Below are 14,158 nucleotides of genomic sequence, written 5' to 3'. Positions count from 1 at the left end.
TCAGGCTGCAACTGCATTTCGGGGCGAACGTTCATCCTGGCGCCGCCCCCAGGTCAAGCGCGATGCGGTAGTGATGACCGTCGTCGCGGAGCAGCACGCTGAGATCCGGTTGCAGCGCGCCATCCACATGCAGCGTCGGCCGGCCCTGCGCACTGCGGGTCACCACGAATTCATAGAAGCTGCGGCCGAAGCGGTAGCTCAATTCGAATGACGGCCAATGATCGGGTAGACACGGTTCAAGCGACAGACGATCCCCCTCGCGACGTATGCCGAGCAGGGATTCGACCAACAGGCGATACATCCAGCCGGCCGACCCGGTATACCATGTCCAGCCGCCTCGCCCGACGTGCGGAGGCACGGCGTATACATCCGCCGCCAGCACATAGGGTTCGACGCGGTAGGTCTGGATCGCCTCCGGGTCCAGCGTGTGACTGAGCGGGTTGATCATGCCGGCCAGCTCCCAGGCACGTACCGCATCGCCCTGCTGTGCGAATGCCATCGCCGCCCACACGGCCGCGTGGGTGTACTGGCCGCCATTCTCGCGCACGCCCGGCACGTATCCACGAATGTAGCCGGGGTCCTCCGGGGTCTGGTCGAAGGGCGGATCGAGCAGCTGGATCAGCTTGGCGTCCTTTCGCACCAGGTGCGTGTACAGCGAATCCAGCGCCTGCGAGGCGCGCTCGGGCGCGGCGACGCCTGACAGCACCGACCAGCTCTGCGAGATCGAATCGATGCGGCACTCTTCGTTCTGTGACGAGCCCAGCGGGGTCCCGTTGTCGAACCAGGCGCGGCGATACCACGCCCCGTCCCAGGCATGGTGTTCGAGGTTCCGTCGCAGGCGTTCGGCCTGCTCCTGGCACCACTGCGCACGGGCTGCATCGCCGCGGGCATTGGCCAGCATGATGAAGCGACGAAGCGTGTCATGCAGGAAGAATCCCAGCCACACACTTTCTCCGCGCTGCTGGTCGCCAACGCGGTTCATGCCGTCGTTCCAATCACCGGTTCCCATCAACGGAAGGCCGCGCTCGCCGAGCAACCGGCAACCACGCTCGAGCGCAACGATGCAGTGGTCGTACAGTGTGCCGCGCTGCGTCGAGGGTGTGGGCATGTCGTAATACCCTTCCTCTTCCGCGGTCACCGCACGCCCCTCGATGAAACCGACCACTTCGTCCAGCACGCTGGAGTCGCCGGTGACTTCCAGATAGCGGCACGCGCCCTGGGGCAACCAGAGATAATCGTCCGAGCAGCGGGTGCGCACGCCGCGCCCTTGCGGTGGGTGCCACCAGTGCATCACATCACCTTCGGTGAACTGGTGTGCAGCGCATAGCAGCAGGTGATCGCGGGTCAGGTCCGGGCGGGCGTGTACCAGGGCGAGCGCGTCCTGCAGCTGGTCGCGGAAGCCGAATGCTCCGCCTGACTGATAGTAGCCACTGCGCGCCAGGTAGCGGCAACCCAGTGTCTGGTAGACCAGCCAGCCATTGGCCAATGCGTCCAACGCCGGGTCCGGTGTACGCACCTGCACCGTGGCCAGCACATTGCGCCAGTGGATGCGTACCGCGTCCAGCGCGTCGATGGCTTCCTGAGCCCCCTGGCGGCTTCGTGCCAGCGCCAGCGCTTCCTCGCGGTCGCGCCCCGCGCCAAGGCGGAATGTTGTTTCACTGCGATCGCCCGGGGCCAGCTCCAGCGGTACCTGGATCGCCGCGCAGGGATCCAGGCCCGCACCCAGCCGTCCATCCAGGCGTTCGCGCCGCAGCGCCGCAGGTGCTTGCAGGCTGCCGTTGCGGCCGATGAACTCCAGGCGATCACAGGTCCAGCCGCAGCCGTCTGCATCGGTGTCGAAGAAGGCCATCCGGCCGCCGAAATCGGTGTTGTAGGCGTTGCGCGCCAGCAGCGCCCCGCTCTGGTGGTCGCGCTCGGTCGCCACGTGCATGCGCGACTTCGCCCGCAGGTCACCCATCACCCATTCGACGTAGCCGATGGCCGACAGCCGCCGTGTACTGCCCGACAGGTTGTGCAAGCGCAGGACCGAGAACTTCAGCGGCGCGGTGACGTCGACAAATACCCACAGCTCGCTGGCGATGCCGTCCTCGACATGCTCGTAGACCGTGTAGCCGAATCCGTGCCGTGTCCGGTACGCCCCGCTGCCCCTTCGCGGCAGCGGCATCGGCGACCAGACATGACCGGTCTCCTCGTCGCGCAGGTAGAACGCCTCGCCGCCCGTGTCCGACACCGGATCATTGAGCCAGGGCGTCAAGCGGAATTCGTGTGCATTCTCGAACCACGTATAACCCGGCGCACTCTCGCTGACGACCGTGCCCAGGCGGGCGTTTGCGATCACGTTTGCCCAGGGCGCTGGCGTCGGCGTCCCTTCCCGCAGCACTACGACGTACTCGCGACCGTCCTCGCTGAAGCTGCCGGTACCGTTGTCGAACTGGCCGGTGCCGCGATGGGGAAGGAAAGGCCACGGGTCGTCCATCTCTTCATCGTGCCCGGCGCCCGGGGGCAAACCGACGTCGGGGCCCGAGTCGGCGACGATGGGCAACCCGGGAGCCGACTCCATCGAGAGCGCAAGTTCCTCCTGCACTGCCTGCGGCAACAGGGGCGGGATCCTTCGCGGGGGCAGCGGTTGTCGGCCGACCTGCGCGGCAAGGGTGCCGTCCTCGTCGCTGATCACCGCCCGCGCCACCGCCTGCAACAGGATGCGGTCCTCGTGGGTCATGTTCTGCACCGGCCGCACGAAAATGCCGCCGGGGCGATCAAGCAGGCCTGTCTCCGAACTGGCGGCCACCATGCCCAGGATCTGGTCCTGCAGTTCCTGCCGATAGCCGGCCTTGCTGTCGTTCCAGATGACCAGGTCGGTGTTGAGTCCCTTCTGGCGCCAATAGGCGTGAGCCTGCACCAGTTGCCTGACCAGTTCCACATTGTCCGCATCGGTGACCTTGAGAAGCACGATGGGCAGGTCGCCCGAGATGGCATGGCTCCACAGCCCGGATTGTCCGCGCTGGTTCTGCAGGAGGACGCCGGCACCCGCGCGCAGCAGGGGGCCTGCATACAGCACGTGGCTGGCAAGGCGCTCGTACAGCGCCGCCTCGGCCTGGCTGGCGTTGATCTGCCGACGCACCACCTGGCTGTGCGTCCAGGCCAGATCGAAGACGCGGTCCGCCAGACGGCGGTCACGGTATTTGTCCACCAGCACCTCGCAACCGGGGCGGTCAGCGCCGACGCCATACACCATGTCCAGCTGCACGGTCTGCTCTGGCTCAAGCACCACGCGGACGCGGATGGACACGATCGGGTCGAGCACCGAGCCATCGGTGCCGGAAAGCTCGGCATCGGAAGTCAATGCCTGCGGCGTCCGCGGTGTGTTGCCACGGCCCAGGAATTGTGCGCGGTCGGTTTCGTATGAGATAGACACCACCTCCGCGTCATGCACCGCGACCAGATGGAACATCCACGGCGGCACCTCGTCGTGCGAACGGGGCCGACGCGTGCACAGCACCGCCTGCTTGGCCGCCAGGATTTCGCTCTGCACGAAGAGGTTGCTGAAGGCCGGATGCGCATCGTCGGCCGCCGCAGGTGCCAGCACCACTTCGGCATAGGTGGTGATCTCCACCGTGCGCGGGCGACGGCTGCGGTTGGTCAGGCTCAGGCGCCTGAGCTCGATGTCGTCCTCGGCGGAGATGGCGACCTGCAGGTGGCTCTCGCAGCCGCGGCGCGAACCACGGAATTCCGCCTTGGCGTCCGAGAAGATCGCCTCGTAATTGTCCACCGCCACGCACGTCGGCTGGTACGCGGCAGACCAGAACTCGCCGCTGTCGACGTCACGCAGGTAGCAGAACGCCCCCCAGGCATCGGTGGTGCCGTCCTCGCGCCAGCGGGTAAGCGACAGGTCGCCGTGGCGGCTGTAGCCGCCGCCGGCGTGGGTCAGCATGCCGTGGTAGCGTCCATTGGACAGCAGTTGCACTTCCGGGCGCGGGCCACCCGGGTCCCGCAGCACGCGCAGCGACGTCTCGTGCTCGGCCACGGTGGAGTGCTCGCCCAGCGCTTCCACTTCGTGCGGATGGAAGACGCCGATGCGCGGGATACGCTCCTGCAGCAACAGCAGGGTGGCCTGGAACTCGGCGTCGGCAAGGAAGCGGCGCTGCATCGGCTGGTCGCGCAACAGGTAATCCAGCGACAGCAGGCCCATGCCCTGGTGGTGGGCCATGAACGAACGCAACAGCACGTGATCCTGCCCGGGTGGCAGGCGGGCAGGGGTGTAGTCGATCGCCTCGTACATGCCGAAGCGCCCGGCGAACCCCAATCCTTCCAGCACCTGAAGGTTCTGGCACGCCGCTTCCGGCGCCACCATCAGCGCCATCATGCTGGCATAGGGCGCGATGACACGGTCCTGGCCCAGACCGCGCTTCAGCCCCAACCCCGGCACACCAAACGCCCGGTACTGGTAGTTCAGGCGCGCATCGACAGCGTTGTAGCCGGACTCGGACACGCCCCACGGCAGGTTCAGGGTGCGGCCGTAGACGATCTGGGCCTCGACCGCATGCCGCGCGGTCTGGTCCAGCAGCGTGTCCGGATAGCTGGGCATCACCAGCTGCGGCATGAGGTACTCGAACATCGAGCCGCTCCATGACAGCAGCGTCGGCATGCCGTTGACCTCGGTGAGCATCCGGCCGAGCGCAAACCAGCTCTCCTGCGCCAACTGGCCTTGGGCGATGGCGACGAAGGCGCACAGTCGTGCTTCGGATGCCAGCAGGTCGTAAAAGCTGTTGTCGAGGCGATGGTCGTCGACGTTGTAACCGATCGAGAGCAGGTTGCGGGTGCGGTAGAACAGGAACCCGTATTCCATCATCGAGAACTGCCCGGCACGGTGCGCCAGGGCATGCATCTGCTGGATGCGCGCGCGTGCATCCGCGCCGGCCTTGCCGGACAGGGCAGCCAGCTGGCGCAGGCTGGGCACCGGCGCTTCGTCGTCTGCAATTACATCGGCAGGGAGATCGGCAAGCGACGCGTGGGCGGCATGGCATTCGGCGGCGAGCAGGGCCGGCCAATGCAGTTCGCCTTCCTCGGGCGATGGCGGTGCCGGCCACAGTGCCAGCACGATGTCTGCCAAGCCGGCCAGCTCCTGCAAGCGGGCGAGAGTCTCCGCCGTTCCGACGGGGCGGTCGATGCGCGTTGACGCCAGACGCTGGCGAAGGTGGTTGAGCGCCCCGACCAGTGGTGCATCGCCGGGGCGATGACGCTGCCGTTCCTCTTCCAGCACGCCGATCGTATCGGCCAGGCCGTCGAACGTGTGCGGTGCCAGCACTGGCGCGTCCACCAGCGCGATCAGGCCCTGGCGCAGTGTCAGCAGATGGCCGGCCAGGTTGCCGCTGTCCACGGTGGAGACATAGCGCGGCGGCAGCGGCGCCAGGGTTTCGGTGTCGTACCAGTTCAGGAAGTGACCGCGATGGCGCGGCAGCTGGTCCAGCGTATCGAAGGTGAGGGCGGTACGTTCAGCAACCGCGTCCCTCTGCAGATAACCTAAATCCCACGCCGACAGATTTGCCAGCAGCGACAGGCCGATGTTGGTCGGCGAGGTGCGCCGCGCCACCACCAGCGACGGATGCTCCTGGATGTTGTCCGGCGGCAGCCAATGATCCTGCTCGCGCACCCAGGCCTGGAAGAATGACCAGGTGCGCCGCGCCAGCTGGCCCAGGAACGCCCGCTGCGTAACGGAAAGCTCCGCCACGCTCGCGGCCGGCGGCCGGCCCAGCCATGCCATCAACGCCGGCGCGAAGGTCCACGCCAACAGCAAGGGCAGGGCGAGCGGCAGCGCCTGCGGACGCACGCTGGCCACCACAGCCACCAGTGCGAGTGCCAGCAGAGAGGCCGGTGCCATCACCCGCCATTCCGCGCCGCGGTCACTACCAAGCCGGCGCTCGACTTCGCTGGAGGGGTTCCACTGCAGCAGATGGCGGCGTGTGACCGCCATGCGCCAGAGCGTGCGCAGCACCGCGTCACCAGCCAGCAATGCTTCGAAGGGCAGGCATGCTACCTGGGTGGACGCGCGCAGCAACGACTGCAGCGTACCGCGCCCGACCTTGATGTAATGCGCCTCCAGCGGCGTGTCGTCGGGCACGCTCAGGGCATCGCGCAGCATTCCTATCAGCGGTGGCGCGAACCACAGCGCCAGCACCCACGCCGTCCATGCGGCGGGGTCTGCGGAATACAGCCAACCCACCAACAGCAAAGCCAGGGCAGCGATCGGCACCAGGCTGCGGCGCAGATTGTCCAGCAGCTTGCCGCGTGACAGCAGACTGAGCCGGTTGCGTTCCCATCCCAGGCCCGGACGCGGGGTCCACGGCATCAACCAGGGCAGCAACTGCCAGTCGCCGCGTATCCAGCGTGCACGGCGCTTGGCGTCGGCGGCGTAGCGCTCGGGATAGTCCTCGTACAGTCGCACATCGCTGACCAGACCGGCGCGCGCATAGCAGCCTTCCAGCAGATCGTGGCTGAGGATGCGGTTTTCGGGCAGGCGCCCCTCCAGTGCATGCTCGAAGGCGTCGACGTCATAGATGCCCTTGCCCACGAACGAGCCTTCGTCGAACAGGTCCTGGTAGACGTCCGATACCATGCGCGTATACGGATCGATGCCGGGCTCGCTGCCGAACATCCGGGCAAAACGCGAGGTGCGGCGCCGGCCCAGGCTGGTGCCGACGCTGGGCTGCAGGATGCCGTAACCCTCCACCACGCGTTGCAGCGTCGAATCGAAGCGCGGGCGGTTGAGCGGGTGCGCCAGGGTGGCGACAAACGCGCGTGCCGCATCCCGCGGAAGTTGCGTGTCCGAATCCAGCGTGATGACGTAGCGGACACCGATCAGCGCAGCCGCGTCACCGACGATGCGCATGAACGCGGCTGCATCGCCCAGACGGAGCAGGGCATTGAGCGCCGCCAGCTTGCCACGCTTGCGCTCGTGTCCCATCCACACGCCTTCACCCGGGTTCCATTGCCTGGGACGGTGCAGCAGGTAGAAGCGATCGCCGCGCTCGGGCGCGTAACGCCCGTTCAATTCCTCGATCCGCGCAACGGCGTGTGCAAGCAGAGTGTCGTCCATCGGCGTCGTGGCTGCCGATGCGTCGAGAAAGTCCGTCAGCAGCACGAAGCGCAGCTGAGGATCGCGGTTGGCCAGGAAGCGGACTTCCAGCGCTTCGACCAGTATGTCGATTCCCTCGATGCTGGACAGCATCGAGGGAACCGCGACCACGGTGGCGCAGGCGGCAGGAATGCCCTCGCCGAAGTCGAGCCTGGGCAGCGGCCTGGGTGCGACCAGCACCGTCGCGGTCCAGTTCACCAGCACGATGCCCAGCTCACTGAACACCAGCAGCCCAAGCAGCGCGGCCAACCAGAGGGGGGCCGAACCACTGCCGGTTGCCAACAGGCCAGCGGTGGCCAGCACCGCCAGCAGGGCGATCGGCAGCAGGTACAGTGCAAGCGGCACGCGATGCGCCAGTTGCCGTGCCTTGCGGTGGCGCGGTGCTGCCTCGGCCACCGCTTCAATAGTCGCGTGCAGGCCTTCGCCGACAAGCCAGTAGCCAACGTGCGTGCGTTGCCCATCCGGCGGCGTAGCCGCCCGTGCCAGGTCCAGCGCGATGGTTGCAACGCGCTCCTCTGCCATGCGGCTCCCGCGGGCGATCTTCTCCACCACGTGGCGATAGGCGTCGCGGGTGGCGAAATCCATCTGGGCATAGACGCCCATCGGGTCTTCCAGCAGCCGCCGCTCCACCACACTCATGTCTTCAACAAAGGTGCGCCAATCCATGGTGGAGAGAAAGCGCAGGCTGCCGATGCTGTTGCCGATGGATACCTGATCGGCCGCCTGCTGCTGCCCTTCAGCGGCGACCAGCTCGTCGACGCGCTGCCCGGCCGCCGCCGCCCACTGTTCCAGCCAGGCGATGGGCATGGCCCACGCGCCGCCGCGCCCCTGCAGCGAGCGCGTCAGCTCGGCGATGAACGCGCCGGTCAGGGGCGGCGCGGACCGTGCCATGTCGGCAACCACCAACACCACATCCGTAGGGGTGTCGGAGGCCGCGAGATTGAGATTGTCAGCCCATTGTGCAGCCAGGCTTCGGTCCGTGCCATCGCGCATCACCCGGGCGGCCATACGCCGCAGATTCTCAAGCAGCGCCAGCCGCAGCATGATGGGTACGGCCCACAGTTCGCCCAGGCTCAGCGGCGCGAGCGACTGGTACGAGGCGATGAACCGGCCCAGCGTGTCGGCGTCAATGCGGCCGTCGCCGTGCGCGATGGCCTGCATCGACAGTTCGTACACACGCGGCAATCCAGCCGAGGGGCCGGAGGCAAGTGACGGCAACTGCCGGCTGTAGCCGCGTGGCAGGTGGCGCCGTGCGGTCTGGATCTGTTCTTCGATCAGGTAGTAGTTGTCGAGCAGCCATTCCCCGGCCGGGGTGACCGGCCGCTGCTCACGCACCACGCTGCTGAGCAGCGTGTTGGCGTCTTCCAGCACACGCTCGTTGGCCTGCAGGCGATCGAGCAGGCGCTCCGCGCCAGGTCGCATCCGTACCCGATGCTGGCGCGCAAGCGCGCGGCCGTACACTTCCATCTGTTCAACGCTGTACAGCGCCGCACGCAGGGGGCCCTCGGTGGCCTCGATGGCCGGTGCTGAAGCCTGGCGCTCACGCCAACGCCAACGCACGCGACGACGCAGGCGCAGCCAGCGGCCAAACAGACGGCGAAGGTGGGTCATGGTTTACCGAGGGGAGGGAGGGCGCGTCCTGCATAGTTGCATTGCAGGTGCCGTGGTAGCCGTGAAGGCCGGGCTGTCGGCCCGTGAGGCCGGAGTTGAGCCCCGAGGACGGAACTCCCTCACCACATTCACCTCGCAGCAGCGAGAATGCATCCCTCGGTTCGCTCTGAGGCGCACCGCTCACTGCCTGCAGGAACGTAACGATGTCCAACAACCCTTTCGGTGAATCCTCATGCGCGGCCGCAGCCAGCGGTTGCGTGGAGGTGCGCGGCGCGCGCGAGCACAACCTCAAGAATGTCGATGTCTCCATTCCGCGCAATGCACTGGTGGTGTTCTCCGGGGTGTCGGGTTCGGGCAAGTCGTCGTTGGCCTTCGGTACGGTCTTTGCTGAGGCGCAGCGGCGTTACTTCGAGTCCGTAGCGCCATACGCGCGGCGCCTGATCGACCAGGCGGGCGTGCCCGATGTGGATGCCATCGACGGGCTGCCGCCTGCGGTTGCCCTGCAGCAGCAGCGCGGCGCCAGCAATGCACGGTCCTCGGTGGGCAGCGTGACCACGCTGTCCAGCCTGGTGCGCATGATGTACTCGCGCGCCGGGGCCTACCCGGCCAACCAGCCCATGCTGTACGCCGAGGACTTCTCGCCCAATACACCGCAGGGCGCCTGCAGCACCTGCCACGGCCTGGGACATGTGTACGAGGTGACCGAAGCGCTGATGGTTCCGGACCCGTCGCTGAGCATTCGTGAACGCGCCATCGCCTCGTGGCCGCCGGCATGGCATGGCCAGAACCTGCGCGACATCCTGGTCACGCTGGGCTACGACATCGATGTGCCGTGGAAGAAGCTTCCGAAGAAGGACCGCGACTGGATCCTGTTCACCGAGGAAACGCCAACCGTGCCGGTCTATGCCGGCTTCACGCCCGCAGAGACCCGTGCCGCACTGAAGCGCAAGCTGGAACCCAGCTACATGGGCACCTATACCGGTGCGCGCCGCTACGTGCTGCACACCTTTGCCAACACCCAGAGCGCACTGATGCGCAAGCGCGTTTCGCGCTACATGGAAGGCAAGCTGTGCCCGGCCTGCCACGGAAAACGCCTGAAGCCGGAGGCGCTTTCGGTCACCTTTGCCGGTGTGGATATCGGCGAGTTCATGCGGTTGCCGCTGGATCAACTGGCGGACCTGCTGGGGCCCATCGCGCAGGGTAATTTCAGCGCGCACAGCCGCGGCGCGCGTACCAGCGGTAGCGCCACGAAACGCGATCGCACGCAGCGGGCTGCAAGCGGCCGCCCTGTCCATGCGGGAGCCCCCGACGTGCGGCTGACCTCGGCCCTGTCGGAGGAGAAGCGCTTGGCCGCACAGCGGCTGGCAGGCGGTGTGATGGCGCGGGTACGCCAGCTGCGTGACCTGGGCCTGGGGTACCTCTCGCTGGATCGCGCCACGCCCACACTGTCGGCCGGCGAACTGCAGCGCCTGCGGCTGGCCACGCAGCTCAGCTCGTTGCTTTTTGGCGTACTGTACGTGCTCGACGAGCCCTCGGCCGGCCTGCACCCTGCTGACAGCCAGGCGCTGTACGACGCGCTGGAGCGGCTGCGCGACGGCGGAAACTCGGTGTTCGTTGTTGAACACGATCTGGAGCTGATGCGCCGCGCGCAGTGGCTGGTGGATGTGGGCCCGCAGGCGGGTGAGCACGGCGGGCGCATTCTCTACAGTGGCGAGCCCGACGGCCTGCGAAAGATCCAGGAGTCGCGCACGGCCCTGTATCTGTTCGAGCAGGTGCCGGCACCCGCCAGCCGGCAGCGCAGCGCCAGCAGCTGGCTGGAACTGAAGGGCATCCACCGCCACAACCTTCAGGGTGTCGACGCGCAGGTACCACTGGGGCTGCTGACAGCCGTGACCGGCATTTCCGGCTCAGGCAAGTCCAGCCTGATGGCGCAGGCGCTGCCCGAGCTGTTGCTGCTGCACCTCGGGCATGAGCCCATGGACGACAGCGCCGACAGCGCGCCCACGGATGGGCCGACCGTGATCGAAACCACGCGGGGCAAGTTGGCAGGCGATGTGGACGCCATCCAGCGGGTGGTGCAGGTCGACCAGAAGCCCATCGGCCGCACGCCACGCTCCAACCTCGCCACCTATACCGGGCTGTTCGACCACGTGCGCAAGCTGTTCGCCGCGACACCCACCGCGCGCCGCCGCCGATTCGATGCGGGCCGCTTCTCGTTCAACGTGGCCAAGGGCCGGTGCGAGACCTGCGAGGGCGAGGGTTTCGTCAGCGTCGAACTGCTGTTCATGCCCAGCGTCTATGCACCGTGCCCTACCTGCCACGGCGCGCGATACAACGAGGCCACGCTGGAGGTGCAGTGGAATGACCGCAACATCGCCGAGGTCCTGCAGATGACGGTCGACCAGGCGCATGCGTTCTTCAGCGAGGAAGATGCCATTGCCCGGCCGCTGCACTTGCTGCAGGAGATCGGTCTGGGCTACCTGAGGCTGGGCCAGCCGGCCACCGAACTTTCAGGCGGTGAGGCACAGCGCATCAAACTGGCAACCGAGCTGCAGCGCAGCCAGCGCGGCCGCACGCTGTACGTGCTGGATGAGCCCACCACCGGCCTGCATGCATCGGACGCGGACAGGCTGCTTGTGCAACTGCAGCGCCTGGTGGACGCGGGCAATACGGTGGTGATGATTGAGCACGACATGCGCGCGGTTGTGCAGGCGGACTGGGTGATTGATGTAGGCCCCGGAGCTGGCGGGGCAGGGGGCACCATCGTGGCGATAGGAACGCCGCAACAGGTGGCGCGCGCCAAAGGCAGCAGGACGGCGCCGTTCCTGGCGCGGGAGCTGGCTTCTCTGTAGAGCCGAGCCATGCTCGGCTATCGATTTCCCGCGCCGGACGGCCAGCCGGTCAACCGATGACTGAAGGCATCGAGTATCGAGATGCAACTGCTTCCGCGGGAATCAGAGTGACGTTATAGGCATGCATATATATCCTCCATGCATTGGTCATATGCACCCCCGCGCTTCTTCCAGGATGGCCCCGAGGGTAGATTTCCCTGACAATCTGTCACGGAGTGACCCATGCAGACTCGCACGCGCCTTCGCACTCTGGTGCCCAGCTTCCCCTCCACACTGCTCTGGATAGCGGTTTCCCTCTGCGCCACGACCGCCATGGCCAACGAGCCACTGCAGATCGATTCGCAAGGCAGCTTCCTCGCTGGGGGCACGACCAAGAAGGAGTCTGGCACGTTCGATCCGTTGAAGCCCTCCAATCCGGATGGCCAGAGCTATCACGGCGATCACGTCTATGCCTTCTACCAGAAGCCGGTGAACGCGCGCACGTTGCCCATCGTGATGTGGCACGGTGCGGGCCAGTCTTCGAAGAGCTGGGAGACGACGGCCGATGGGCGTGAGGGCTTCCAGAACCTGTTCCTGCGTCGTCGTTTCGCTACCTACCTGATCGATCAGCCACGGCGCGGCAAGGCCGGCCGAAGCATGGTCGAGGCGACGCTGAAGCCCGTGGCAGACGATCAGATGTGGTTCAACCAGTTCCGGATCGGCCTCTGGCCGAACTACTTCGCTGGCGGCCAGTTTCCGAAAGGGGAGGCCGCGCTTGACCAGTTCTTCCGCTCGGTCACGCCCAACACCGGCCCCTTCGACCTCGGCATAGTCTCGGACGGGGTAGCCGCCGTGCTGCAGAAGACAGGGCCTGCGATCCTGTTTACCCATTCGCAGGCGGGTGGTCCTGGCTGGATGACGGCCATAAAAAGCCCCAACGTCCGCGCAATCGTCGCGTTCGAGCCTGGCAGCAGCTTCGTGTTCGCAAAGAACGATGCGCCGGCACCCATTCCCAGCGCGTTCGATACCGTCGCCCCGGCGCTGGTTTCGCCCGCGGAATTCAAGGCGCTGACCCGAATTCCGATTCTGGTGCTGTATGGCGACAACATCCCTGACAGGCCCGTTGACCTGCCGGCGCAGGACAGTTGGCGGGCCCGGTTGGAAATGGCCCACGCCTGGCGTGATGCCGTCAATCGGCAGGGCGGTGATGTCAGCCTGATCCATCTGCCGGAGATGGGAATCCGTGGCAACAGCCACTTCCTGTTCTCGGACCTCAACAACGTCCAGATCGCCGATCTGGTGAGTGAGTTCCTGCGGAAGAAGCACCTGGATCGTTGATCCGGACCGTCCCGTGCATCATTCATATCATGCATGCATGAGTGATATCCAGCTCATACCCTGTTTCCATGAGTGCACGGGCGTTAGGTTTACTCCTGCCCCCCCCCAATGTCGGCCCGCAACTCGCGCCGGCAGGGGTACCGTACAAACCCGGAGCACTTGAATGAAGCACATCGTGCGCGCCACGCTGTTGGCGATGTCTCTCGGATTGGCAGCAGGCAACGCGTCCGCTGCCGACTACACGCTCAACCCCTTCAAACTGGCCTACGAAGGTGCGATCACGCGCAATGTGCCCAGTGAGGTCAACATTCACTCGGTGTCCTATCCGCTGAATGGAATCGAGATCGCGGCAAACTTCTACACGCCCGCCAATTTTGATGCCTCGCGGAAGTACCCGACCATCGTGGTTGCCCACCCCAATGGCGGGGTCAAAGAGCAGGTCGCCGGCCTGTACGCGCAACGCCTGGCCCAGCAGGGCTACATCGCCATTACCGCCGATGCGGCCTATCAGGGGGCAAGTGGTGGCCAGCCGCGCAGCGTGGACATGCCTTCCCACCGCATCGAAGACATCCACGGCATGGCGGATTTCATCAGTCGATTCCCCTGGGTAGACACCTCGCGCCTGGGCTTGCTCGGTATCTGTGGTGGCGGCGGCTACTCGCTGGCGGCCGCGCAGACCGACAAGCGCTTCAAGGCCGTCGCCACGATCAGCATGTTCAACTCTGGCCGAGTGCGCCGCAACGGTTATGCGGACTCGCAGCTGGACACCGTCCAGCAGCGCCTGCAGCAGGCTTCGCAGGCGCGCGCACAGCAAGCTGCCGGCGGCGAAGTGCTGTACTCCGGCGATGCCAATCTCAGCGACGAGCAGATCGCCAAGCTCCCCTTCGATCTGTATCGGCAGGGCTATGAGTACTACTGGAAGACCCATGCCCATCCCAATTCCACCTTCCGCTACACGACCAGCAGCCTGCTGGACCTGATGCGCTGGGATGCCACCAACCAGATCGAGCTGATCAACCAACCGCTGCTGATGATTGCCGGCAGCAAGGCGGACAGCCTTTACATGACCCAGGATGCCTTCGCCAAAGCAACCGGTACCATCGACAAGCAGTTGGTGCTGCTGGAGGGGGCCACGCACATCGAGACCTACTGGGTGCCGAAGTACGTGGATGCTGCCGTCGCCTCGCTCACCACGTTCTACGCCCGGACGCTTGCACCATGACCACGCCTCGTAAATCACCGGCGC

At 66.2% G+C, this 14,158-nt stretch carries 4 protein-coding genes; 3 read left to right on the top strand and 1 reads right to left on the bottom strand.

The annotated features are described in order from the left end of the window. Nucleotides 1–31: 31 nt before the first annotated feature. On the bottom strand, nucleotides 32–8,743 hold the full coding sequence (locus tag ACZK2G_RS11390) for a glycoside hydrolase family 94 protein (protein ID WP_478473301.1): 8,712 nt from the start codon (nucleotides 8,741–8,743) through the stop codon (nucleotides 32–34). Between the two features lie 203 nt (nucleotides 8,744–8,946). Here ACZK2G_RS11390 and ACZK2G_RS11385 point away from each other — a divergent pair, with 203 nt between their 5' ends. The 3 genes from ACZK2G_RS11385 (at nucleotide 8,947) to ACZK2G_RS11375 (ending at nucleotide 14,134) form a co-directional block, all read left to right on the top strand. Then, nucleotides 8,947–11,595, top strand: coding sequence for an excinuclease ABC subunit UvrA (locus ACZK2G_RS11385; protein WP_478473300.1), 2,649 nt, complete (start codon nucleotides 8,947–8,949; stop codon nucleotides 11,593–11,595). Between the two features lie 222 nt (nucleotides 11,596–11,817). Continuing rightward, nucleotides 11,818–12,912 carry an alpha/beta hydrolase gene (locus ACZK2G_RS11380; RefSeq protein ID WP_088479179.1) on the top strand — a complete coding sequence of 365 codons (1,095 nt, stop codon included), beginning with the start codon at nucleotides 11,818–11,820 and terminating at the stop codon, nucleotides 12,910–12,912. A 163-nt stretch (nucleotides 12,913–13,075) separates the two neighbouring features. Continuing rightward, nucleotides 13,076–14,134: an alpha/beta hydrolase gene (locus ACZK2G_RS11375; RefSeq protein ID WP_088479178.1), complete on the top strand. Its 1,059-nt coding sequence runs from the start codon at nucleotides 13,076–13,078 to the stop codon at nucleotides 14,132–14,134. Nucleotides 14,135–14,158 lie beyond the last annotated feature (24 nt).

This window comes from Stenotrophomonas sp. 107298_Sma (genome assembly GCF_056480345.1).
Note: the sequence above shows the minus strand (reverse complement) of the source record. Positions and strands in the feature narration are given on the sequence as shown.